Source organism: Modicisalibacter coralii (assembly GCF_004117855.1).
GTDB classification, from domain to species: Bacteria; Pseudomonadota; Gammaproteobacteria; order Pseudomonadales; family Halomonadaceae; genus Modicisalibacter; species Modicisalibacter coralii.
Genome location: NZ_QWBW01000029.1, coordinates 23,838 through 46,073, shown reverse-complemented (window position 1 = coordinate 46,073; position 22,236 = coordinate 23,838). Strand labels below are relative to the sequence as shown.

The 22,236-nt window shown below is 68.6% G+C and carries 21 protein-coding genes; 13 read left to right on the top strand and 8 right to left on the bottom strand.

Annotated features, from left to right (window positions below; genetic code table 11):
• Window positions 1-2: 2 nt before the first annotated feature.
• The 4 genes from D0901_RS15600 to D0901_RS15585 all read right to left on the bottom strand — a co-directional run bounded on the left by D0901_RS15600 (window position 3) and on the right by D0901_RS15585 (window position 3,154).
• Window positions 3-818, bottom strand: coding sequence for an undecaprenyl-diphosphate phosphatase (locus D0901_RS15600; RefSeq protein WP_129141235.1), 816 nt, complete (start codon window positions 816-818; stop codon window positions 3-5).
• 227 nt (window positions 819-1,045) lie between these two features.
• Entirely contained in the window at window positions 1,046-1,741 is a 696-nt protein-coding gene (gene tsaB / locus D0901_RS15595; RefSeq protein WP_129141234.1) for a tRNA (adenosine(37)-N6)-threonylcarbamoyltransferase complex dimerization subunit type 1 TsaB, read from the bottom strand.
• A gap of 137 nt (window positions 1,742-1,878) precedes the next feature.
• The gene (gene adk / locus D0901_RS15590) at window positions 1,879-2,535 is read right to left on the bottom strand and encodes an adenylate kinase (protein ID WP_129141233.1); all 657 of its coding nucleotides are present in this window, start codon (window positions 2,533-2,535) and stop codon (window positions 1,879-1,881) included.
• Window positions 2,536-2,785: 250 nt separating this feature from the next.
• On the bottom strand, window positions 2,786-3,154 hold the full coding sequence (locus D0901_RS15585) for a diacylglycerol kinase (RefSeq protein WP_129141232.1): 369 nt from the start codon (window positions 3,152-3,154) through the stop codon (window positions 2,786-2,788).
• A 178-nt stretch (window positions 3,155-3,332) separates the two neighbouring features.
• Between D0901_RS15585 and D0901_RS15580 the strand changes: the two genes are divergently transcribed.
• From D0901_RS15580 to D0901_RS15555, 6 genes are all read left to right on the top strand, one after another.
• Window positions 3,333-4,310, top strand: a complete 978-nt coding sequence (locus D0901_RS15580) for an MDR family oxidoreductase (protein WP_129141231.1) — start codon at window positions 3,333-3,335, stop codon at window positions 4,308-4,310.
• Between the two features lie 230 nt (window positions 4,311-4,540).
• A complete protein-coding gene (locus D0901_RS15575) occupies window positions 4,541-5,563 on the top strand; it encodes a type I glyceraldehyde-3-phosphate dehydrogenase (protein ID WP_129141230.1) in 1,023 nt (340 codons plus the stop codon).
• Window positions 5,564-5,660: 97 nt separating this feature from the next.
• A complete protein-coding gene (locus tag D0901_RS15570) occupies window positions 5,661-6,824 on the top strand; it encodes a phosphoglycerate kinase (protein ID WP_129141229.1) in 1,164 nt (387 codons plus the stop codon).
• Window positions 6,825-6,901: 77 nt separating this feature from the next.
• On the top strand, window positions 6,902-7,966 hold the full coding sequence (gene fba, locus D0901_RS15565) for a class II fructose-bisphosphate aldolase (RefSeq protein WP_129141228.1): 1,065 nt from the start codon (window positions 6,902-6,904) through the stop codon (window positions 7,964-7,966).
• A 113-nt stretch (window positions 7,967-8,079) separates the two neighbouring features.
• Entirely contained in the window at window positions 8,080-8,382 is a 303-nt protein-coding gene (locus D0901_RS15560; RefSeq protein WP_129141227.1) for a hypothetical protein, read from the top strand.
• A gap of 70 nt (window positions 8,383-8,452) precedes the next feature.
• A complete protein-coding gene (locus tag D0901_RS15555; RefSeq protein ID WP_129141226.1) occupies window positions 8,453-9,346 on the top strand; it encodes a DMT family transporter in 894 nt (297 codons plus the stop codon).
• 37 nt (window positions 9,347-9,383) lie between these two features.
• Here the strand turns inward: D0901_RS15555 and D0901_RS15550 are convergent, their stop codons facing one another.
• Entirely contained in the window at window positions 9,384-10,202 is an 819-nt protein-coding gene (locus D0901_RS15550) for a helix-turn-helix transcriptional regulator (RefSeq protein ID WP_129141225.1), read from the bottom strand.
• A gap of 160 nt (window positions 10,203-10,362) precedes the next feature.
• Between D0901_RS15550 and D0901_RS15545 the strand changes: the two genes are divergently transcribed.
• Complete coding sequence (locus D0901_RS15545; protein ID WP_129141224.1) at window positions 10,363-11,835, top strand: alanine/glycine:cation symporter family protein; 1,473 nt, start codon at window positions 10,363-10,365, stop codon at window positions 11,833-11,835.
• Between the two features lie 47 nt (window positions 11,836-11,882).
• Here D0901_RS15545 and D0901_RS15540 read toward each other — a convergent pair whose 3' ends face one another.
• Entirely contained in the window at window positions 11,883-13,301 is a 1,419-nt protein-coding gene (locus tag D0901_RS15540) for an FAD-binding oxidoreductase (protein WP_129141223.1), read from the bottom strand.
• 232 nt (window positions 13,302-13,533) lie between these two features.
• Between D0901_RS15540 and D0901_RS15535 the strand changes: the two genes are divergently transcribed.
• Complete coding sequence (locus D0901_RS15535) at window positions 13,534-14,913, top strand: SLC13 family permease (RefSeq protein WP_129141222.1); 1,380 nt, start codon at window positions 13,534-13,536, stop codon at window positions 14,911-14,913.
• A 55-nt stretch (window positions 14,914-14,968) separates the two neighbouring features.
• On the opposite strand, the gene D0901_RS15530 is transcribed toward D0901_RS15535, so the two are convergent.
• Complete coding sequence (locus D0901_RS15530) at window positions 14,969-15,268, bottom strand: DUF4235 domain-containing protein (RefSeq protein ID WP_129141221.1); 300 nt, start codon at window positions 15,266-15,268, stop codon at window positions 14,969-14,971.
• 245 nt (window positions 15,269-15,513) lie between these two features.
• Between D0901_RS15530 and D0901_RS15525 the strand changes: the two genes are divergently transcribed.
• Window positions 15,514-15,888, top strand: a complete 375-nt coding sequence (locus D0901_RS15525) for a hypothetical protein (protein ID WP_129141220.1) — start codon at window positions 15,514-15,516, stop codon at window positions 15,886-15,888.
• 8 nt (window positions 15,889-15,896) lie between these two features.
• Here the strand turns inward: D0901_RS15525 and D0901_RS15520 are convergent, their stop codons facing one another.
• Complete coding sequence (locus D0901_RS15520; RefSeq protein WP_203234883.1) at window positions 15,897-16,985, bottom strand: right-handed parallel beta-helix repeat-containing protein; 1,089 nt, start codon at window positions 16,983-16,985, stop codon at window positions 15,897-15,899.
• Window positions 16,986-17,149: 164 nt separating this feature from the next.
• On the opposite strand from D0901_RS15520, the gene D0901_RS15515 reads away from it, so the two are divergent.
• From D0901_RS15515 to D0901_RS15500, 4 genes are all read left to right on the top strand, one after another.
• Complete coding sequence (locus D0901_RS15515; RefSeq protein ID WP_162500886.1) at window positions 17,150-18,529, top strand: NAD-dependent succinate-semialdehyde dehydrogenase; 1,380 nt, start codon at window positions 17,150-17,152, stop codon at window positions 18,527-18,529.
• 61 nt (window positions 18,530-18,590) lie between these two features.
• Window positions 18,591-19,646: an aldo/keto reductase gene (locus D0901_RS15510; RefSeq protein ID WP_129141218.1), complete on the top strand. Its 1,056-nt coding sequence runs from the start codon at window positions 18,591-18,593 to the stop codon at window positions 19,644-19,646.
• A 514-nt stretch (window positions 19,647-20,160) separates the two neighbouring features.
• The gene (locus tag D0901_RS15505; protein ID WP_129141217.1) at window positions 20,161-21,246 is read left to right on the top strand and encodes a LacI family DNA-binding transcriptional regulator; all 1,086 of its coding nucleotides are present in this window, start codon (window positions 20,161-20,163) and stop codon (window positions 21,244-21,246) included.
• Window positions 21,243-22,211, top strand: a complete 969-nt coding sequence (locus tag D0901_RS15500) for a sugar kinase (protein WP_129141216.1) — start codon at window positions 21,243-21,245, stop codon at window positions 22,209-22,211. The genes D0901_RS15505 and D0901_RS15500 overlap by 4 nt, the downstream gene beginning before the upstream one ends.
• Window positions 22,212-22,236 lie beyond the last annotated feature (25 nt).

The following is a 22,236-nucleotide window of genomic DNA, read 5'->3' as shown; positions in this document are numbered from 1 at the left end:
CGTCACGCCGCCCATAGCCCGAGCAGCACGACGCCCAGCACCAGACGGTAGACGACGAACGGCCACATGCCGATGCGATCCAGCGCCGCCAGGAACAGCTTGATGCACACCAGGGCGGCGACGAACGACAGCCCGGCGCCGATCAGCACGTCGTGGATCGCGGCGTCACTGCCGGTCTCGGCCAGCTCGAGGCCCTTGAGCGCCCCCGCGGCGACGATCAGCGGAATCGACAGCAGAAACGAGAAACGCGCCGAACTCTGACGGTCGAAGCCCAGCAGCAGCGCCGCGGTGATGGTGATCCCCGAGCGCGACGTGCCGGGAATCAGCGCCAGCACCTGGAACAGCCCGACGATCAGCGCCGCACGGAAGGTCAGACTCGCCAGGTCGCGGCTACGGCTGCCGCGGGCGTCCGCCCACCACAGCAGCAGGCCGAACAGCAGCGTCGCCAGGGCGATCACCAGCGACGAGCGCAGCGTGGTCTCGATCAGATCACTGAACAGGCCGCCGGCGATCACCGCGGGGAGGGTGGCCAGGATCACCATCCAGCCCAGCCGGCTCTCCGGGGTCTGGCGCGAGACCAGCGAGCCCGCCCCGGCGAACTGGCCGAACCAGCCACCCAGAATCGCCACCACCTCGTGGCGAAAGGCCAGCAACACCGCCAGCAGCGTGCCGACGTGCACGGAGACGTCGAAGGCCAGCCCCTGGTCGGGCCAGCCGAGCACCTGCGAGGGCAGGATCAGATGCGCCGAGGAGGAGATCGGCAGAAATTCGGTGAGCCCCTGAATCAGCGACAGCGAGACCAGTTGAAACCAATCCATCGGAGTCTTCCTTGTACAAGGGAAACACTACATAAATGGCTGCGCGGGCCAATCACGTCGTTGTGCGGTGCGCGGAATCCTCACCTATACCCCATAGGCTCCGGTTCCTGTGCGCCGTACGCCTCGTGCTTGACACCGCTCGCCGATTTATTCAGCGCTTCCCAAGCGGCCGGAGCGGCCGCCATGACGGGAACGGAGTGCGTCGCAGGACGCGCCCGGGCTGGCGTTCAGGACGACGCGGGCTTCTTCCAGGCGACCTGATTGCGCAGATAGACCGGCACGGCCTCGTGGGGGGCCTGCCCCTCCCCGCGCGCCAGGGCATCGGCGGCGAGGCGCACCATCGCCTCGGCACTCGGCTGGGCGTCGGGCAGACGCTGGCTGAGCGCATCCTTGACCCACACCGGCATCGCCTCCCACAGCGTCCAGCCGGAACCCACGCCGCACCAGTCGGCGTCGCGAAGCGTCTCGGGCAAGGCCAGGCGTTCGGGTGGCAGCACCGCCTCGTCGAGCAGCGGCGTCACCGCGCCGTCCCGGCAATGGTAGGCGGCGACGTAGATCTCGTTCATCCGCGCATCGAGCGCGGCGATCACGTAACGCACATGTAGCTCGCGGTGGGCGGCCAGCGCCAGCGCCTCGAGGGTCGACACGCCGATCAGCGGGCGGTCGAGACCGAAGGCCAGCCCCTGGGCGACCCCGGCGGCGATGCGCAGGCCGGTGAACGAGCCGGGCCCGCGGCCATAGGCCAGCGCGTCGAGATCGGCGATGGCGAGCCCGGCCTCGGCGAGCACCTCGTCGATCATCGGCATCAGGCGGCGGGTGTGTTCGCGCGGGGCCAGGGCGAAGCGCGACAGCACCTCGCCGTCGCGCCACAGGGCACAGGAACAGGCGGTCGAGGAGGCATCCAGGGCCAGCAGTGTCGACATGGGATTCGCAGCGTCGTGAATGGCGCGGGCATTATACGATCGGGGCGGCCCCGGCAAAAGCCGCGCCCGACGCCGCCACCCAACGCAACAGCCCGGCGACAGGCGCCGGGCTGCGGGTCGGGCTCGCGGACCTGGGTTCAGCCTTCCAGGGCCTTGACCACCTGGTTGCGGATATCGTCGACCGTGCCGATCCCCTCGACGCGATGGTAGGCGGGAGCATTGACGGGATCCTGCTCGGCCCACTGGCGGTAGTAGTCGACCAGCGGCTCGGTCTGCTCGTGGTAGACCGACAGCCGGTTGCGCACGGTGGTCTCGCGATCGTCGTCACGCTGGATCAGCGCCTCGCCGGTGACGTCGTCCTTGCCCTCTTCCCGGGGCGGGTTGTATTCGACGTGATAGACGCGACCGGAGTCGGGATGCACGCGGCGGCCGGCCAGACGCTTGACGATCTCCTCGTCGTCGACGGCGATCTCGAGGACGTGGTCGAGCTTGACGCCGGCGTCCTTCATGGCATCGGCCTGCGGAATGGTGCGCGGGAAACCGTCGAACAGGAAGCCGTTGGCGCAGTCGGGCTGGCTGATGCGCTCCTTGACCAGGGCGATGATGATGTCGTCGGACACCAGGCCGCCACTGGTCATGATCTCCTTGACCTTGAGGCCCAGGTCACTGCCTTCCTTGACGGCGGCACGCAGCATGTCGCCGGTGGAAATCTGCGGAATGCCGTACCGTTCGCAGATGAACTGGGCCTGCGTGCCCTTGCCGGCACCGGGGGCGCCCAAGAGGATCAAACGCATCTGTGCTGCTCCTTGAAGCTGTGGCGAGTCAATTGTTATTGACGTTGCAGTCGTGGGTGTCGGAGGCGGCGCCGTCCGTGACGATTCGAAAGATCAGAGACGATACCGGGGGCGCCGGGGCCAGACAAGCCGACGAACGGTGATACGCGTCATGATGTCGCATCCCGGCTACGGGCCCACTGTAAAGGAAGCGTAGAAGTCGCCGCGGCGCTTGCCCAGCCGGCCCGTCAACGCGGCCCCACCGGGCGCGTCAGGCCAGACGCTGCCAGATCATCACGCCCCAGGTCAGCCCGGCCATGATCAGCGACAGCATCACCGCCGCCGAGCCGATGTCCTTGGCGCGGCCCGAGAGCACGTGATGCTCGGGGCCGATGCGATCGACCACGGTCTCGACGGCGCTGTTGAGCAGCTCCACCACCAGTACCAGGACACAGCTGCCCACCAGCAGCAGCCATTCCACCGGCGTACGGGCGATCCACCAGGCCAGCGGCACCAGCAGCACGCACAGCAGCAATTCCTGGCGGAACGCCGACTCGTGGCGGAAGGCCGCCTTGAAGCCCTTGAGGGAATATCGGGTCGAATGGATCAGGTGTCGCCAGCCGGTCTCGCTCGGTTTCATGCCGCTGCCTCGTCGCCTACGCCGCCCGCGCCGCGCAGACGATGGCGGGCCGGTCGAATCAAGGGGCCGATGGTAGCAGAGGCCCGGGGGCAGGCAAGACTCCCACGATTGCCCGACCACGGCGGGCGGACTAGTCTGGGGTGATCGCGACCGACCTGATTACCTGCTGGAGGGACCCATGCCCCGCGTGCTGATGCTCAAGGACGAAGATCCTCGCGCCCGGGTCGAGACCATCGACGACGAGCGCCTGCCCGAGCGCGCCGTGACCGTCGACATCGACTATTCGGACCTCAACTACAAGGACGCCCTGGCGGTCACCGGCAAGGGCAAGATCGTCCGCGAATACCCCTTCGTGCCGGGCATCGACTTCGCCGGCACGGTGCGCGACAGCGAGAGCGACCGCTACACGCCGGGCGACAGGGTGATTCTCACCGGCTGGGGCGTCGGCGAGCGCTACTGGGGCGGTTTCGCCGAGCGCATGCGCGTCGATGCCGACTGGCTGGTGCCCTGCCCCGAGGACCTGACCACCCGCGAGGCGATGCTCTTCGGCACCGCCGGGCTGTCCGCCATGCTCGCCATCCTGCGCCTCGAGGAAGCCGGCCTGGAGCGCGGCGCGCGCGTGCTGGTCACCGGCGCCACCGGCGGCGTGGGCAGTTGGGCGGTACAGATGCTCGCCCATTACCACTACGAGGTGTACGCGGTCACCGGCAAGCCCGACCAGGATCAGTGGCTCAAGGAACTCGGCGCCACCGAGGTGCTCGACCGCGTCGAGTTCAAGGGCGAGCCGCGCCCGCTCGAGAAGGCCCGCTGGGCGGGCGCCATCGACACCGTCGGCGACAACCCCCTGGCCAACGTGATCGCCCAGATGGAAGAGCACGGCCGGGTCGCCGCGGTCGGCCTGGCCGGCGGCAGCGATCTGCCCACCTCGGTGATGCCGTTCATCCTCCGCGGCGTCTCGCTGCTGGGCGTCGAGAGCGCCCGAACCCCGCTCGCCAAGCGCCGCGAGGTGTGGCAGCGCATCGCCGAGCTGCCGGCGGCGATGCGCGAGTCCATGCACGTCGAGGAGATCGGCATGGAGCTGATCGCCGAGCGCGCCGAGGCGATGATCAACGCCGACATTCATGGGCGGCTGCTGGTCGACCCGCACATCGACTGAGCCGCCTGGAAGCGTCCTGCCTTTTTCCCTCCGAGGGCACGGCGTCGAGGCAGGCCGAAGGAGATCCTGCGCCAGGGATGGCGCAGGTAGCGCCCAGGGAAGGGTTCAAGGCGCCTCCGGCAGGCCTGCCTCGCATCGCCCCCACCCACGAACGGCAGTTGGGGCGTTGCACGCTTTGCGCTAGAATCTCTGCCTTCGTCACGCCCCAACGGTTGCCGTCGAGCCTGCCCATGCCCCACCGCATCGCCATCAACGGTTACGGCCGCATCGGCCAGTGCGTATTGCGCGCGCTCGTCGAACGGCCCGAACTCGACCTCGAGGTGGTGGCGATCAACGAGCTCTCGGACCTGGCGACGGTCGCCTACCTGACACGTTACGACACCACCCACGGCCGCTTTCCCGGCCGCGTCGAGACCGCCGGCGAGCGACTGGTGGTCGATGGCCGGCCGATCGCCCTGCTGTGCGAGCCCGAGCCCGCCGACCTGCCCTGGTCGGAACTCGGCATCGACCTGGTGCTGGAGTGTTCGGGCAGCTTCAAGGACCGCGCCACCGCCGAACGCCACCTCGCCGCAGGCGCGCGGCGCCTGCTGTTCTCGCAGCCCGCCGAGTCCGACGTCGACCTGACCGTGGTCGGCGGCATCAACGAGGCCGCCCTCGACCCGTCGATGCGCATCGTCTCGGCCGCCTCCTGCACCACCAACTGCCTGATCCCGATTCTCACCGTGCTCGACGAGGCACTGGGCATCGAGCACGGCGTCACCACCACCATCCACTCGGCGATGAACGACCAGCCGGTGATCGACGCCTATCACAAGTCCGACCTGCGCCTGACCCGCTCGGCGATGCAGTCGATCATTCCGGTGGATACCGGGCTGGCGCGCGGCATCGAGCGGCTGATGCCGCATCTCGCCGGGCGTTTCGAATGCCTGCACGTGCGGGTGCCGACGATCAACGTCTCGGCGATGGACATGGCGATCTCGGTGCGCCATGCCACCCGGGCCGCCGAGGTCAACGCCCTGCTCGCCGAGGCCAGCCGCACGCGCCTGGCCGGTCGGCTCGGCTACACTGAGGAGCCCATGGCCTCGGTCGACTTCAACCACGATCCGCGCTCGGGTATCGTGGACGCCACCCAGACCCGGGTCGCCGGTGGCCACCTGATCAAGATGCTCAGCTGGTTCGACAACGAATGGGGCTTCGCCAATCGCATGCTCGACGTCGCCGCGCGCCTGGCCGAATTCGACGCGCGGCGCTGAACGCCGTGCCCGTTCGCCGGCCGCGCCACGCTCGGCGGACGCTGAACGTTCCAGATTCACCCAGTTCGGGAATGACCAAGTAAAGGGGACTCGCCACATGAACGTGCGCAAGATGACCGACCTCGCTCTCGCCGGCAAGCGAGTGCTGATCCGTGAAGACCTCAACGTGCCGGTCAAGCAGGGCAGCGTCACCTCGGACGCGCGCATCCGCGCCTGCCTGCCGACCATCAAGGCCGCCCGCGACGCCGGCGCCAAGGTGATGCTGATGAGCCACCTGGGTCGCCCCACCGAGGGCGAGCCCGCCGAGGAGTTCTCGCTGGCCCCGGTGGCCGCCCACCTCGGCCAGTTGCTCGGCCAGCCGGTGCGCCTGGTCACCGACTACCTGGACGGCCCGTTCGACATCGCCGACGGCGAAGTGGTGCTGCTCGAGAACGTGCGCTTCAACAGCGGCGAGAAGAAGGACGACGAAGCGCTGTCGCGGGCCTACGCCAGCCTGTGCGACGTCTACGTCATGGACGCCTTCGGCACCGCCCACCGCGCCCAGGCCTCGACCCACGGCGTGGCCCGTTTCGCCCCGGCCGCCTGTGCCGGCCCGCTGCTCGCCCAGGAGCTCGAGGCGCTGGAGAAGGCCCTGGCGACGCCCGCTCGGCCCATGGTGGCGATCGTCGGCGGCTCCAAGGTCTCGACCAAGCTCGAGGTGCTCAACGCCCTCTCCGAGAAATGCGACCAGCTGATCGTCGGCGGCGGCATCGCCAACACCTTCATCGCCGCGGCCGGTTACAACGTCGGCAAGTCGCTGCACGAGGCCGACCTGATCGACCAGGCCAAGGCGCTGATGGCCAGGGTCGAGATCCCCCTGCCCACCGACGTGGTGGTCGCCACCGAGTTCTCGGAGTCCGCCGAGGCCGTGGTCCGCCCGGTCGACCAGGTGGGCGACGACGAGATGATCCTCGACATCGGCCCGGAGACCGCCTCGCGCTTCGGCGGCCTGCTCGAGAGCGCCGGCACCATCCTCTGGAACGGCCCCGTCGGCGTGTTCGAGATCGACCAGTTCGGCATGGGCACCGAAGCGCTGTCCAAGGCGATCGCCGAGAGCAACGGCTTCTCCATCGCCGGCGGCGGTGACACCCTGGCGGCCATCGACAAGTACGGCATCGAGGACCAGGTCTCGTACATCTCCACTGGCGGCGGCGCCTTCCTCGAGTACGTCGAGGGCAAGCCGCTGCCCGCGGTGACCGCGCTCGAGGCCGCGGCCGACTAGCGCAAATCCTCACCATCACCATCTCCGGGGCGGCCCAACGGCCGCCCTTCGACCGTCAGCAAGGAAATTCACCGCCCATGGCCCTGATCAGCCTGCGCCAGCTCCTCGACCACGCCGCCGAACACGATTACGGCGTGCCGGCCTTCAACGTCAATAATCTGGAACAGATGCGCGCCATCATGGAAGCCGCCGACCGCACCGATTCGCCGGTGATCGTGCAGGCCTCCGCCGGCGCCCGCAAGTACGCCGGGGCGCCCTTCCTGCGCCACCTGATCCTGGCCGCGGTCGAGGAGTTCCCGCACATTCCGGTGGTCATGCACCAGGACCACGGCACCAGCCCCGCGGTGTGCCAGCGCTCGATCCAGTTGGGCTTTTCCTCGGTGATGATGGACGGCTCGCTGGGCGAGGACGGCAAGACGCCGACCGACTACGCCTACAACGTCGACGTCACCCGGCGCACCGTGGCGATGGCCCACGCCTGCGGCGTCTCCGTCGAGGGCGAGCTGGGCTGCCTGGGCAGCCTGGAAACCGGCCAGGCCGGCGAGGAGGACGGCATCGGCGCCGAGGGCACGCTCTCCCGTGAGCAACTGCTCACCGACCCGGAAGAGGCCGCCGCCTTCGTCGCGGCCACTCACGTCGACGCCCTGGCGATCGCCATCGGCACCAGCCACGGCGCCTACAAGTTCACCCGGCCGCCCACCGGCGACACCCTGTCGATCGCGCGCATCCGCCAGATCCACGAGCGCATCCCCAACACCCACCTGGTGATGCACGGCTCCAGCTCGGTGCCCCAGGAGTGGCTGGCGATCATCAACGAGTTCGGCGGCGCCATCCCCGAGACCTACGGCGTGCCGGTCGCGGAGATCGTCGAGGGCATCCGCCACGGCGTGCGCAAGGTCAACATCGATACCGACCTGCGCCTGGCCTCCACCGGGGCCGTGCGGCGCTTTCTGGCCCACAACCCGGCCGAATTCGACCCGCGCAAGTTCCTCAAGGAAACCGTCACCGCCATGCGCGACGTGTGCATCGACCGCTTCGAGGCCTTCGGCACCGCCGGCAACGCCAGCCGGATCAAGCCGATCGGCCTGGAGGCGATGTTCGAGCGCTACGCGCGCGGCGAACTCGACCCTGGGGTCAACTGAGCCGACCCCCTGCTAACCGCCACAGGTCCCCCGGCCGCTGCGGCACTCAGGTACGATCCGCCGCGGCCGGGTCCCGGCGGGCGCCGTCGATATCCGCGTCATCGAGAGCCCTCATGCACAACCTGACCATCCCCGCCCTCACCATCCTGCTCGCCGCCGCCCTGATATTCGGCGGTCAGGCCCTCACCGAGAGCCACCTCGACGAGCGCATCGCGCAGGCCATCGCCACGCGACTCGACACCCGCAGCGAGGTCGAGGTGACCGACATGCGCGAGGTCAACAACGGCTACGGCATCTGCGGGCATTACCGGCGGGACTCGGGGGACAAGACGCCGTTCTTCTTCAACAAGGTCAACGAGCACCTGGCGCTGGACGGCGACTCGAACCGCTATCGGGTCAATTGTCTCGCCCCGTGACGCGCCGGATGCCCTGTGCCATTCGTGAACCGGCGGACCACGCGCCCGCCCCGTCGTCAGGGAAGACTCGATGATGGATCCTCGCCAACGACAACTCGCCAGCCTGATCGTCGTCGTTACCGGCGCCCTGTGGGGCCTCTATTGGCTACCGGTACGGCGCCTGGCCGAGGCGCTGCCCGGCGCCTGGGGCTCGCTGATCATCGTCACGACCGCGGCGCTGCTGCTCGCACCGTTCGCCCTGCGCCAGCGGCGACGTCTGGCCGCCACACGACCGCTGACCCTGATGGCCATCGCCCTGGGCGGCGCGGCCTTCGTCATGTACTCGATCGGCCTGGTCTACGGCCGGGTGGCGATCGTCATTCTGCTGTTCTACTTGACCCCGGTATGGAGCACGCTCATCGGCCGTTTCTGGCTGCACTGGCCGACGCCCCGACTGCGCTATCTGGCGATCGGCGTAGGCCTCGGCGGGCTGCTGCTGGTGCTGGGCGCCGATGGCGGCGTGCCGCTGCCGCGCAGCCTCGGCGACTGGCTGGGGCTCGCCTCGGGCCTGTTGTGGGCACTGTCGTCGACATTGATCCGCACCCGCAGCGACAGCCCCGGCCCGGTCGAGAGCAACTTCGTCTTCGTGCTCGGCGCGGTGATCGCCGCCGCCGTGCTCGCCCCGCTGCTCGCCCCCTGGCCGGCCCTGCCCGCGCCGGGGGCCTGGCCGGACGTGGCGAGCTGGACGCTGGCCGCCGCGGCACTCTGGTGGGCGCTGTCGCTGGCCGCGCTGCTGTGGGCGACGTCGCGCCTGGAGCCCGCCCGCCTGGGCATTCTGCTGATGAGCGAGGTGCTGGTGGGAGTGGTCTCGGCGGCGCTGTTCGTCGGCGAAGCGCTGGGCCTGCGGGAAGGCATCGGCGGGCTGCTGGTGATCATGGCGGCGATGCTGGAGCTGTGGCCGGTCCGGCGCCCCGCTCGCCACTGAGCCGGCGGCACGTCACGGTCGCACTCGTCGCGACGAATCAGACGTAGCGTGCCCGAAACTGCCACTCGCCGGGCGCCACGTCGTTGCGGATCGCCGCCACCACCGCCGGGTCGAGGCGCGGATCGTCCAGCGCATAGAGGCCGCATCCCGCCAGCGCCTGGCGCCCCCCGAGCGCCCCGCCGAGGCGCTCGTAGACCACCCGCACACCGCAGGGCATGCGCTCGCTGCTGTCCGCCACCCCGAGCTTGAGACCGGAGAGCCGGAAGACCTGACTCTTGAAGCTGGGAAACAGGATCGTCTGGGTGATCTCGTGGCCGTTGAGCGACTCGTGGTCGACCAGGAACAGACGATCGCTCAGCAGCATGGCCACGCCCCGGTAGCGGTTGTGGAAGACCCGCCCGCCGCCCGTCGGCATGCGCTCGGTGCGCTGATAGACCACATCGTCGCCGTGGCGCTCGAGGCACACCAGGGTACACAGCACCTGTCCGGGCCGCGACATCGCCAGATAGTACTCGTGGTAGCAGCCCAGATAGCGCGACATCCCCTGGCGCCCCGCCTCCAGCAGCGCCGCCGGCATGCCCGGGGAGGCATCCGGCCGCTCGGGTGCCGACCGGCTCTGCAGGCCGGGGCGCAGGCGGACCAGCGGCTGGAACTCGGCGTGGGGCAGCAGAATCTCGTGGACCTCGACACCGAAGAAGTCGCATATCCGACGCATGGTATGGCCGGCGGGCCGATAGCGCCCGCTGAGGTAGCGATTGAACTGCGCGCGATTGATCTCGAGCCGCCGACACACCTCGGCAATCGAGCGGTAGTAGCTGCAAAGCAGCCGCAGGTTGGCCGCGAAATCGTCATGCATGGGCAGTGCTCAATGGAGACTGGTGCACTCTGGTGCACAGAGTGCGCAAGAGAATGCGCCAGGCTGCAACGGGGCGTCAAATTCCAGCCCGCTCGTGGAGTGCTTAAATCGGGCCGACACATCGACACGGTCCACAACAACACAAGAGTGGAGACAACGCATGCTGGATTTCCTCAACGACCTGCTGTGGGGCAAGGTCCTGCTGGTGCTGCTGATCGCCGTGGGCATCGGCTTCACCCTCGCCTCGCGCTTCGTGCAGTTTCGCTACTTCGGCCAGATGTTTCGCATCCTCGGCGCCAGCCAGGCCTTTCGCCGCGACAAGCACGGCCATCTGAGCTCCTTCCAGGCGCTGGTGCTGTCGGTGGCCGGGCGGGTCGGCGGCGGCAACATCGCCGGCGTCGCGGTGGCGATCACCCTGGGCGGGCCGGGGGCGGTGTTCTGGATGTGGGTGGTTGGCCTGATGGGCATGGCCACCAGCTTTCTGGAGTGCACCCTGGCCCAGACCTACAAGGAAGCCGAGGCCGACGGCACCTACCGCGGCGGCCCGGCCTACTACATCTCGCGCGGGCTGGGGCGGCGCTGGCACTGGCTGGCGCTGGTCTATTCGGTGCTGCTGCTGGCGACCTTCGGTTTCGCCTTCACCGCGCTGCAGTCCTACGCCGTGGCGACCTCGTTCGGCGACGCCTTCGGCGTGCCGGTGCTCTACAGCGGCCTGGGCCTGGCCATGCTCGTGGGCCTGATCATCTTCGGCGGCATCAAGCGCATCGCGCGCATCTCCGAGGTGCTGGTGCCGTTCATGGCCGGCGGCTACCTGCTGATCGCGCTGCTGGTGCTGGGCCTCAACATCGAGAAGATCCCCGACGTGATCGTGCTGATCGTGAAGAGCGCCTTCGGCCTCGAACCGGCGATCGGCGGCGGCATCGGCGCGGCGATCATGATGGGCGTCAAACGCGGCCTGTTCTCCAACGAAGCCGGCCTGGGCAGCGCCCCCAACGTGGCCGCCGTGGCCTATGTGCCGCACCCGGCCAACCAGGGCATCGTGCAGGCGTTCTCGGTGTTCATCGACACCGTCGTCATCTGCTCGGCCACCGCGTTCATGATCCTGCTCAGCGGCGTCTACGACCCGGCCTCGGCCAGCGACGTGGCGGGCATTGCGCTGACCCAGGCATCGATGGCCGACCATGTCGGCGAGTGGGGGCGCACCTTCGTCAGCCTGGCGCTGCTGCTGTTCGCCTTCAGCACCATCCTCTACAACTACTATCTGGGCGAGAACAGCCTCAACTACTTCAGCCGCGACAACCAGACCCTGTTCAACGCCTTCCGCGTGGCCATCGTGCTGCTGGTGTGCTGGGGCGCGACCACCGATCTGGGCACGGTCTTCGGCTTCGCCGACGTCACCATGGGTCTGCTGGCGGTCGCCAACCTGGTCGCGCTGATCCTGCTGTTCAAGCCGGGCCTGCGCATCCTGCGCGATTTCGACGACCAGCAGCGCCAGGGCATCGAACGCCCGATCTTCAACGCCAAGGACCACCCGGAACTGGATCTGGACCCGCAGGCGTGGGAGCTGGAGCCGGAAGATCTCGAACGCGCCCACCGCACCCTGGGCAATACCCCGACCACCGCCCGCGACTGAGCTCCCTCGATCACGGCCCTGCCTGCGCGGGGCCCTTTCACCGCACGCTACACCAGCTTGCCGGGATTCATGATGCCCAACGGATCGAGTGCCGCCTTGAGACTGCGCATCACCGCCCAGCCCTCGCCATGCTCGGCCTCCATGTAAGCGCGCTTGCCGCTGCCGATGCCATGTTCGCCGGTGCAGGTGCCGCCGGCGGCGAGCGCGCGTTCGATCAGACGCCGGTTGAAGGCCGCCAGCGTCTCGAGTTCTTCGGGACTCTCGCGATCCACCGCGACGACCAGATGAAAGTTGCCGTCACCGACATGGCCGAGCAGCGGCGCGATCAAGCCACTCTCGGCGACATCGGCCTGGGTCGCTTCGATACAGGCGGCAAGCTCGGAGATCGGCACGCAGATATCGGTGGCCAGGAACTCCGCCCCCGGGCGCAGCGCCTTGGCCGCATAGGCCGCGTCGTGGCGTGCCTGCCATAGCGCACTGCGCTCCTCCTCTTTGGTCGCCCAGACGAAATCGCTGCCGCCGAACTCCTGGCACAACGCGGCCATGTTCTCCGCCTGCTCCTTCACGCCGGCATGGGTCCCGTGGAATTCGAGGAACAGGGTCGGTTTCTCGGCGTAGTCGAGGTGCGAGAAGCGGTTGACCGCCCGCATGGCGAGCGCGTCCATCAGTTCGATGCGTGCCATGGGGATGCCGTACTGGATCGAGGCGATCACGGTATCGACCGCCCCGGCGACGTCCTCGAACGCCACTGTGGCGCTGGAGACCGCCTCCGGCAGGCCGTGCAGCCTGACGGTCAGCTCGGTGATGATGCCGAGCGTGCCTTCGGCGCCGATCATCAGATGGGTCAGGTCGTAGCCGGCCGCGGACTTGCGCGCCCGGCTGCCGGTCTTGACGATGCGCCCGTCCGGCATCACCACCGTCATCGCCAGCACGTTCTCGCGGATGGTGCCGTAGCGCACGGTGTTGGTGCCGCTGGCGCGGGTCGAGGCCATGCCGCCCATGCTGGCATCCGCGCCGGGGTCGACGGAGAAGAACAGGCCGCTGGCGCGCAGGTGCGTGTTGAGCTGGGTTCGGGTCACGCCGGGCTGGACGGTGGCATCCATGTCTTCGGGGCGCACGGCGAGAATCGCATTCATCGCCGAGAGATCGATGCACAGCCCGCCGTGCTCGGCGATCACCTGGCCTTCGATCGAGGTGCCGACCCCGTAGGGAATCACCGGTACCCGGTGGCGGGCGCAGGCGGTGACCACCGCGGCCACCTCTTCGGTGGAGTGAGGGAAACAGACCGCATCCGGCGCACCCGGGTGATGCCAGGATTCGTCATGACCATGCTGATCGCGGACGCCGCGGGCGGTGGTGATCCGCTCGCCGAGTCGCGGCGCGAGCTCGTCGATCAGCGCCTCGAGCGCGGCCTTTGAGGGCCGCGGTGGCAGGGAAGGTGAGGGAGAAACGGTGGCGTGAGTCATGGCGAAACCTCGTGAGTGCCTCGGTGTCGTGGCGACGATGAGCAGGCTATCGGTCGTTCCTTAGCATACCCAAACGCGGGCCGTGATGGACAATCGCCGAGCGCCGCTGGCGACGCTTCGTGTCTCGGTTCACTGCGATGAACTCGCCGATCAGGACGGTCGCGCCGCCCCGGGTGAGCGCTACCGGTTCGCCTGCTAAACTCTGCGACCCGTCCCCGCCACCGGAGCCGCCATGTCCGCCGCTGCGCTGCGCTCGTCGCGCCGTCACCTCGTCTGCCTGACCGGCATCGTCGCCGTGGGCGCCTTCCTGCTGCTGGCACCCGGCGCCCCCACGGTGGCCCGGGCGGCCAGCGTCGTCGTGCTGTCGATCGCCCTGTGGGCGACCGGCTGGCTGCCCCAGTGGCTGACCGCGCTGGTGTTCTTCACCCTGTGCACCGTGGCCGACGTGGCGCCGCCGGACACGGTGTTCGCCGGTTTTGCCTCGGCGGCGACCTGGCTGGTGTTCGCCGGTCTGGTGATCGGCGCGGCGATTCAGTACACCGGCCTCGGCGAGAACGTCGCCAGCCGTGTGGGCGCCTGGCTGACCGGTTCCTATCGCGGCGCTATGGCCGGGGTGATCGCCTTGGGGGTGGCGATGGCCTTCGTCATGCCCTCGGCGATGGGGCGCATCGTGCTGCTGGCGCCGCTGCTGGTCACCCTGGCCGACCACCTCGGCTACGCGAAGGGACGTGCGGGGCACACCGGGCTGATCCTCGGCGGCATGCTGAGCACCGTGCTGCCCACCTACGCGATCCTGCCGGCCAACGTGCCCAACAACGTGCTGATGGGCGCGGCCGAAGCGGTGCTCGGTGAGCCGCCCACCTACAGCGCCTATCTGCTGCTGCACTTCCCGGTGCTCGGCATCATCAAGGCGCTGACCCTGTTCGGGGTGATGCTCAAGCTCTACCCCGACCGCGACCCGCAGCCCGGCGATCTTGCCGGCAGCGCGTCACTCAGTGCGCCACAGCGGCGGCTCGCCCTGGTGCTGTGTCTGGCGGTGGCCTTGTGGGTCAGCGATGCCTGGCACGGCATCTCGCCGGCCTGGATCGGCATGCTGGCGGCACTGGTCTGCCTGTTTCCCGGTAGCGGCCTGATGACGGACAAGCCGCTCAAGTCGCTCAACGTCGAGTCGCTGTTCTACGTCGCCGGGATCGTCAGCCTCGGCGCCCTGGCCAACCGTAGCGGCCTGGGCGATCGCCTCGCCCACTATCTGCTCGATGCCCTGCCGCTGGGCGGGGCCGGCGACGCCGCCACCTTCGGCCTGCTGAGCGCCCTGTCGATGGCACTCGGCACCGTGGTCACCCTGCCCGGCATCCCCGCCATCCTCACGCCCCTGGCGCCGCAGATCGCCTCGATCACCGGCTGGTCTCCGGAAGCGGTGACCATGACCCAGGTGGTGGGCTTCTCGACGGTGATACTGCCCTATCAGGCACCACCGCTGGTGGTGGGCCTGCTGAGCGCCGGGCTGCGCCTGCGCGACTCGATGCGGGTGCTGCTGATCATGGCGGTGCTCAGCGTGCTGATCCAGTGGCCGCTGGACTACCTGTGGTGGCAGTGGCTGGGCTGGATCTGACGCCTAGCCCGGCGTTTTCACCCCTCCCGCCGCCGGGCTGCGCATCGAACGACCGTCAGCCCAGCGGGCGCCGGTCATAATCGAGCCGGCGCTGACGACGCTCGCGGCGCCGCCGGGCGCGATGCATCGCCTCGCTGCCGGCGCGCCGCCCCACCACGCGGGCCACGCCGACCATCACCCCGGAGGCCGCGCCCCATACCAGGGCATCGCGCCAGCGGACATCACGATCGTAGGGGTCGATCGGTGGCTTGCCGACCTTGCGTTCATAAGCCTTGCGCGCACCGTTGCGCACCGCGATGCCGCTGGCGATCGCGGCACCGGCACTGATCAGCGACCAGAGTGTGGTTTCCCTCATGCTGCCTCCTCTTCTTCCGTGATGATCGACCCTCGCCGGGGCCGAACGGCATCCCGCGCGTGACGCGCCGTGCTGGATTCAGACTAGCCCAGCCCGGCGTCAGGGGCCGGAAACGCGACGCCACGCGACTGACATGACGCCGGACTATGCTGCGCCGCAACATTCGGCGTAGAATGCCACTATCCAATGGGCGCGGTCGCTTCGCAAAGCGACCGCCGACTTTCAGATCAGCACGGTAAACGAACATGCGTCAAACTCCCGCACTGCCCCCGCTGCTTCCGATGACGCCGACCGCGGCCCTCGAGGCCTGGAAGGTCGGCCTGATGGCCTACGAACTGTGGACGACGTCGCTGACGACGATCGCCATGCGCCACAACCTCTGGTACACCAAGTCGCCCACCAGTCGCTCGATGATGCGCGAGAACCAGCGCATGGTCACCGAGAAGCTCGATGCCAGCCTGGAGGTCGCCGCCGAGTGGCAGAAGGCCATGCTGAACATGGCCAGCGGGCGGTTCTCGCCGTGGTGGGAGACCGGCCATCGCACCCTGACGCCCCTGCACCGCCGTACTACCGCCAACTCGCGCCGCCTCTCGTCGCGCCGGAACTCTCGCCGCGGTTGAACCGACGATCAGGGTGACGCTGCCTGTTTCGCGTTGTCGAGGACACGACTGCCGTCGTAGGCGATGCACCGCCCGTAACGCTCCCAGGATGGCTCGTGGTTGGGGCTGTCGCGGAAGGTGTCGCCGCGCGAGATGTTGGGCGGCGATTCACGGTTCAGGCAATTCGCCGCATCGTCCACCGCGACCTGATAGCCGAAGCGGTTGTTCACGAAGCGGTTATGGTGAAAGACGTTGTCACGGCTGAAGCTGTCGTCCCAGCACTGCACCGGGTCGCGCTCGCGAATCGAGCAGGTCAGGAACACCCCGGCCTGGCGATTGTCGCTGATCGCGTTGTTGCTGAAGGTATTGTGCTCGGCATCCGCCAGGTAGATCCCGTGCGTGCCGTTGTCGGTGATGACGTTGTCGCGCACCTCGCTGTCCTGGAGGTATTCGACGGTGATCCCCGCCGCGACGTTGTGCTCGATGGTATTGCCGACGATCGTCGTGGGCCCGGCGCGATTGAGTGAAATGCCGTCCCACTGGGCATCGCTGACGTAATTGTCGGCGATCGTCACGTCCCGGCTGTGGTGCTCGGTGAGCAGGCAGGCGCTGCGGCAGTGCCGCACGTCCAGATTGCGCAGGGTGATCTGCTCGCCACGCCGCACCACCAGGCCGCTGTTGCTGAGATAGGGCAGATCGGGACGGAACTCGCTGCCGCCGGCCCCCCCGCCACGAATCGCCAGATCGGTCACCGTGACCTGACGAATCGGCCGCTGCGGCACCTGGTGGCGGGCATCACCCAGGACCAGTACCGGGCTGGACGTGCCATCGGCCAACTGCAGCACCGTGGCCTCGCGCCCCTGACCGCGCAGGGTCAGGTTGTCGCGCCCCAGCGTGAGCATGTCCTGGAGGACGAACGTGCCCTCGCCGAGACACACCGTCTGATGCTTGCCGTTGTCGGGCAGGCCGTCGACGACGAGACGCAGATTCTCGCCCGGCCGCACCAGCCGATCGCAGTCGCTGCCGGGAGCGGCCGACGCCGCCCCGGCACCCAGCCAGAGCAGGGCCAGCCCGGCCATCACGCTCACCACGGGGTTCCTCACTTTCCACACTTGCATCGGGATCTCCCTGTCGCCGAATGATCGCGGTGTCGCCGTACTTTGCCGCAAACGCGCGCTCGTCGCCATCGCCGTACCCCCTTGAAGCGGCTTGCGTTCATCATCACTGTCCTACACTGAGACGCGTGAAAGGACGCCCCAGCAACATCGCCAAGGAGGAATCGATGAGCCGTCAAACGCTGACCGCGGTCAACCCCGCCACCGACGAAGTCATCGGCGAGCACGCGATGCTCGATGCCCAGGGCATTCGCGACAAGCTCGACGCCACGCGCCGCGGCTACGACGAACTGCGCCGCCTGACCGTCGCCGAGCGCGCCAAGAAACTGCACGCCGTCGCCGACCTGATCGAAGAGCGTCAGGCCGACATCGGGGAAGTGATCTGCCGCGAGATGGGCAAGAAGTTCGGCGGCGTGATCGCCGAAACACGGATCTCGGCGGCGATCGTGCGCTTCTACGCCGATCACGCCGAAGAGTTCATGGCGCCCAAGCCCAAGCAGATCCCCGGCGCCCAGAAGGCCGAGGTGGTGCGCGATCCGATGGGCGCGGTGCTGGGCATCATGCCCTGGAACTACCCGCTCTATCAGGTGGTGCGTTTCGCGGCGCCCAACCTCGCCGGCGGCAACGCCTGCCTGCTCAAGCACGCCTCCAACGTTCCCGGCAGTGCCAAGCTGATCACCCAGCTGTTCCACGACGCCGGCTTCGACGAGGGCACCTTCACCTGGCTGCCGGTCTCCTCCAGCGAGATCGAGGGCATCCTGCGCGACCCAATCGTCTGCGGGGTCACGCTCACCGGCAGCGAGGAAGCCGGTCGTGCCGTCGCCAAGCAGGCCGGCGAACTGGTCAAGCCCAGCGTGCTCGAACTCGGCGGTATCGATCCGCTGATCGTGCTCGACGATGCCGACGTCGACAAGGCGGTGGAGATAGCCATCGAAGGCCGCTTCGACAACACCGGCCAGAGCTGCGCGGCCTCCAAGCGGCTGATCGTCGTCGAGTCGATGGTCGAGCGCTTCACCGAGCGCCTGGTCGATCAGGTCCAGAAACTGCGCATCGGCAACCCCCTCGACGAGGACACCGACATCGGTCCGATGTCGCGCAAGGACCTGCGCGACGACCTCCACGATCAGGTCAAGCGCGCGGTACAGAACGGCGCCCAGATCGAGACCGGCGGCCAGATCCTCGACCGGCCCGGCGCCTGGTACGCGCCTACCGTGCTAACCAACGTCGCCCCGGGCAATCCGGCCTTCGACGAGGAGCTGTTCGGCCCGGTGGCCTCGGTGATCACCGCCGACAACGCCGAGCATGCCATCGAACTGGCCAACCGCAGCCCCTACGGCCTGGGTGGCACCGTGGTCGGCCAGGACGTCAAGCGCGCCGAACAGGTCGCCCGGCGCCTCGATGTCGGCATGAGCTTCGTCAACCGCCCCACCACGCCGTTCGCCGAGCTGCCCTTCGGCGGCGTCAAGCTCAGTGGCTACGGCCGCGAGCAGAGCGAGTACGGCTTCGGCGAGTTCCTCAACGTGCGCACCGTGTTCGTCGCTGAGTGATCCCGCTTCATGTACGGCCCCGCCGACGCGGGGCCGTCTTCGTCAGCTACCAGGAGTCACCATGGAATACCGCAACCTCGGCCAATCCGGCCTGCGCGTTTCACCGCTGACGCTGGGCACCATGACCTTCGGCGGCGTCGGCAAGATGGCCAGCGTCGGCGATACCGGTCTCGGCGACGCCCGCCGCCAGATCGACATGGCCATCGAGCGCGGCGTCAACTTCTTCGACACCGCCAACATGTACTCCGAGGGGCGTTCGGAGGAGATTCTCGGCGAGGCGATCAAGGACAAGCGCGACGCCCTGCTGATCGCCAGCAAGGTGCGCTTCCCGATGGGCGACGGCCCCAACGACGACGGCCTGTCGCGCTATCACATCCTGCGCGAGTGCGAGGCCAGCCTGAAGCGGCTGCAGACCGATCGGCTCGATCTCTACCTGATGCACCAGTGGGACGGCCTGACGCCGCTGGAGGAAACGCTGTCGACCATGGACCAGTTGGTCCGCGACGGCAAGATCCGCTACTACGGCGTCTCCAACTGGTCGGCCTGGCACGTCATGAAGGCGCTCAAGATCTGCGAACGCCACAACCTCGTCAAGCCGGTCTGCCAGCAGATCCACTACACCGCCCAGGCCCGCGATGCCGAGTTCGAGCTGATGCCCGCCGCCGCCGACCAGGGGCTGGGCACCATGGTCTGGAGCCCGCTGGCCGGCGGCCTGCTCTCCGGCAAGTACCGGCGCGGCCAGCAGAATCCGGACGGCACCCGCTTCAGCCAGGGCTGGACCGAGCCACCGATCCACGACGAGGAACGCCTCTTCGACCTGATCGAGACCCTGGTCGAGATCGGCGACGGCCATGGCGTCTCCGCCGCCCAGGTGGCGCTGGCCTGGACATTGACCCGCCCCGGGGTGACCACCGCGGTGATCGGTGCCCGCAAGGAGGACCAGCTCAAGGACAACCTCGCCGGCGCCGAGCTCAGCCTCAAGCCCGACGAGATCGCCGCCATCGAGCGGGTCAGCCGCCCGGCGCTGCTCTACCCTTACTGGCACCAGCACAACACCGCGGCCAACCGCTTCGGTCCCGCCGACCGGGTGCTCCACGACAACCACTTCGACGACTGATCGGCCTGACCGGCGCAGCATCGGCTGCGCCGGCTGTCCTTCTGCCATGCCTACCTGAATCACCCGATCGATCCCGCCAGAAAAACCACCGCCTTCCACCTACGACGCATTGCTCGTTCTGCACTCCTTCCTGAATCACCCGATCGGTCCCGCCAGAAAAACCACCGCCTTCCACCTACGACGCATTGCTCGTTCTGCACTCCTTGCTGAATCACCCGGTCGGTCCCGCCAGAAAAACCACCGCCTTCCACCTACGACGCATTGCTCGTCCTGCACTCCTTGCTGAATCACCCGATCGGTCCCGCCAGAAAAACCACCGCCTTCCACCTACGACGCATTGCTCGTTCTGCACTCCTTCCTGAATCACCCGATCGGTCCCGCCAGAAAAACCACCGCCTTCCACCTACGACGCATTGCTCGTCCTGCAGTCCTTGCCTACGATGGGAACGGTTCCATCCAGCGATGAGCCCAGCGACTGCCCGTGACGGGCCATGCACCGACCAGGCGATGCCTCATGCCAGCCACCAGCCGTTCCACCATCCTCGAGGTCGCCCGCGACGCCGGCGTCTCCAAGACCAGCGTGTCGCGCTACCTGGGCGGCGAACGCCATCGCCTGTCGGCGACACTGCAACGCCGCATTGCCGCCTCGATCACCCGCCTGGGATATCGCCCCAACCAGATGGCGCGAGGGCTCAAGGGCGGACGCTCGCGTCTGCTGGGCATGGTCGTCGCCGACATCCGCAACCCGTTCACCGTCGATGTCCTGCACGGCGTCGAGCAGGCCTGCCGCGAGCAGGGCTTCTCGCTGCTGGTCTGCAACACCGACAACGATCCCGCCCAGGAGCGCGAGCATCTGGCGCTGCTGGCCGCCTATCGCGTCGAGGGGCTGGTGGTCAACGCCGCCGGCCGCCCCAGCGCCGAGCTGCGCACGCTCGCCGGCCAGGGCACCCCGGTGGTGCTGCTCGACCGGACGCTGGCCGATTTCGAGGCCGACGTGGTGGGGCTCGACAACGGCCGTGCCGTGGATACCGCACTCGACCATTTGCTCGCCCAGGGCTACACGCGACTGCTCTATCTCGGCGAACCGCCCGAGGCGGCGAGCTCGCGCCAGCGTCGCCGAGAGCGCTTCCGGCAACGCCTCGCCGCCGGCGGCTTCACCGGCGACGTCATCGAGCTCGCCATGCCGCCCCAGGACCCGAGCCTGGCACGAGTACTGGCCGACTGGCTCGCCGAGGCGCCGGACGACGCCAACGCCCTGCTCTGCGCCAACGGCAACGTCACCCTGGCGGTGGCCCACGCCCTGCGCGAACTGGACGTCACCCTCGGCGAGGTCGGCCTGCTGGGCATCGACGAGCTGGACTGGTGTGCGCTGGCCGGCCCCGGCATCACCACCCTGGCCCAGCCCACCGAGGCCATCGGCCGGGCCGCGGTGGCCAGCCTGATGCGGCGACTCGATGCCGATACCGCCACCACGCCGCCGCGGCGCACCGACTACATGGGCCGGCTGATCCAGCGCGGCTCCACGCAGCGCCAGGGTGGTGTCTTGCCACCCAATAACCGCCATGAACCGACGCGCCCCGACCCAGGAGACCTTGCATGACTCGTTCGACCGTTCCCGAGATTCTCACCTTCGGCGAGGCGATGACGCTGTTCGTCGCCGAGACGCCGGGCGAACTGGCCGATGCCGACCGCTTCCAGCGCGGCATCGCCGGCGCCGATACCAATGTCGCCATCGGCCTCGCGCGGCTGGGCTTTCACGTCGGCTGGTTGAGCCGGGTCGGCGATGACAACTTCGGTACCTATATCCGCCGGACCCTGGAAGCCGAAGGGCTGGATTGCCGCCACCTGACGCGCGACCCCGACCACGCCACCGGGCTGGTCTTCAAGGCCCGTGTCGAGGACGGCTCCGACCCCCACGTCGAGTACGTGCGCCGCGGCAGCGCCGCCAGCTTCCTCTCGCCCGCGGACGCCCATGGGGTGGACTTTGCCGCCGCTCGCCACCTGCACGCCACCGGCATCCCGCCGGCGCTGTCCGCCACGGCGCGTGAACTCTCCTTTCACATGCTCGATCAGGCCCGCGCGGCCGGCGCCGACATCTCGTTCGACCCCAACCTGCGGCCCAGCCTGTGGAAGAGCGACGCCGAGATGTGCGCCACGCTCAACGATCTGGCGGGCCGCGCCGACTGGGTCCTGCCCGGCCTCGCCGAGGGGCGCCGGCTGACCGGCCTCGAGAGCGCCCACGACATCGCCGGTTTCTACCTCGACCGCGGCGCCAGGGCGGTGATCATCAAGCTGGGGCCCGAGGGCGGCTATTACCGCAGCCACGACGAGGCCTTCACGGTGGCAGGCTTTCCGGTCGCCGAGGTCGTCGACACCGTGGGCGCCGGCGACGGCTTCGCGGTGGGCGTGGTCAGCGCCCTGCTCGACGGCCTCTCGCCGCGCGCCGCGGTGCGTCGCGGCAACCTGATCGGCGCCCAGGCGGTCCAGGTGCGCGGCGACATGGAGGGGCTGCCCCATCGCACGCGACTCGCCACGCTCGAGGCCGACCTGCCACCGTCGAGCTGATCCCCCTTCACCCCCAACGCCAACG

What these genes read in the sequence shown, in the direction of transcription:
- D0901_RS15600 (WP_129141235.1), bottom strand. Translation starts at nt 818, where the DNA reads ATGGATTGGTTTCAACTGGTCTCGCTGTCGCTGATTCAGGGGCTCACC.
- tsaB (WP_129141234.1), bottom strand. Translation starts at nt 1,741, where the DNA reads ATGTCGACACTGCTGGCCCTGGATGCCTCCTCGACCGCCTGTTCCTGT.
- adk (WP_129141233.1), bottom strand. Translation starts at nt 2,535, where the DNA reads ATGCGTTTGATCCTCTTGGGCGCCCCCGGTGCCGGCAAGGGCACGCAG.
- D0901_RS15585 (WP_129141232.1), bottom strand. Translation starts at nt 3,154, where the DNA reads ATGAAACCGAGCGAGACCGGCTGGCGACACCTGATCCATTCGACCCGA.
- D0901_RS15580 (WP_129141231.1), top strand. Translation starts at nt 3,333, where the DNA reads ATGCCCCGCGTGCTGATGCTCAAGGACGAAGATCCTCGCGCCCGGGTC.
- D0901_RS15575 (WP_129141230.1), top strand. Translation starts at nt 4,541, where the DNA reads ATGCCCCACCGCATCGCCATCAACGGTTACGGCCGCATCGGCCAGTGC.
- D0901_RS15570 (WP_129141229.1), top strand. Translation starts at nt 5,661, where the DNA reads ATGAACGTGCGCAAGATGACCGACCTCGCTCTCGCCGGCAAGCGAGTG.
- fba (WP_129141228.1), top strand. Translation starts at nt 6,902, where the DNA reads ATGGCCCTGATCAGCCTGCGCCAGCTCCTCGACCACGCCGCCGAACAC.
- D0901_RS15560 (WP_129141227.1), top strand. Translation starts at nt 8,080, where the DNA reads ATGCACAACCTGACCATCCCCGCCCTCACCATCCTGCTCGCCGCCGCC.
- D0901_RS15555 (WP_129141226.1), top strand. Translation starts at nt 8,453, where the DNA reads ATGATGGATCCTCGCCAACGACAACTCGCCAGCCTGATCGTCGTCGTT.
- D0901_RS15550 (WP_129141225.1), bottom strand. Translation starts at nt 10,202, where the DNA reads ATGCATGACGATTTCGCGGCCAACCTGCGGCTGCTTTGCAGCTACTAC.
- D0901_RS15545 (WP_129141224.1), top strand. Translation starts at nt 10,363, where the DNA reads ATGCTGGATTTCCTCAACGACCTGCTGTGGGGCAAGGTCCTGCTGGTG.
- D0901_RS15540 (WP_129141223.1), bottom strand. Translation starts at nt 13,301, where the DNA reads ATGACTCACGCCACCGTTTCTCCCTCACCTTCCCTGCCACCGCGGCCC.
- D0901_RS15535 (WP_129141222.1), top strand. Translation starts at nt 13,534, where the DNA reads ATGTCCGCCGCTGCGCTGCGCTCGTCGCGCCGTCACCTCGTCTGCCTG.
- D0901_RS15530 (WP_129141221.1), bottom strand. Translation starts at nt 15,268, where the DNA reads ATGAGGGAAACCACACTCTGGTCGCTGATCAGTGCCGGTGCCGCGATC.
- D0901_RS15525 (WP_129141220.1), top strand. Translation starts at nt 15,514, where the DNA reads ATGCGTCAAACTCCCGCACTGCCCCCGCTGCTTCCGATGACGCCGACC.
- D0901_RS15520 (WP_203234883.1), bottom strand. Translation starts at nt 16,985, where the DNA reads ATGCAAGTGTGGAAAGTGAGGAACCCCGTGGTGAGCGTGATGGCCGGG.
- D0901_RS15515 (WP_162500886.1), top strand. Translation starts at nt 17,150, where the DNA reads ATGAGCCGTCAAACGCTGACCGCGGTCAACCCCGCCACCGACGAAGTC.
- D0901_RS15510 (WP_129141218.1), top strand. Translation starts at nt 18,591, where the DNA reads ATGGAATACCGCAACCTCGGCCAATCCGGCCTGCGCGTTTCACCGCTG.
- D0901_RS15505 (WP_129141217.1), top strand. Translation starts at nt 20,161, where the DNA reads ATGCCAGCCACCAGCCGTTCCACCATCCTCGAGGTCGCCCGCGACGCC.
- D0901_RS15500 (WP_129141216.1), top strand. Translation starts at nt 21,243, where the DNA reads ATGACTCGTTCGACCGTTCCCGAGATTCTCACCTTCGGCGAGGCGATG.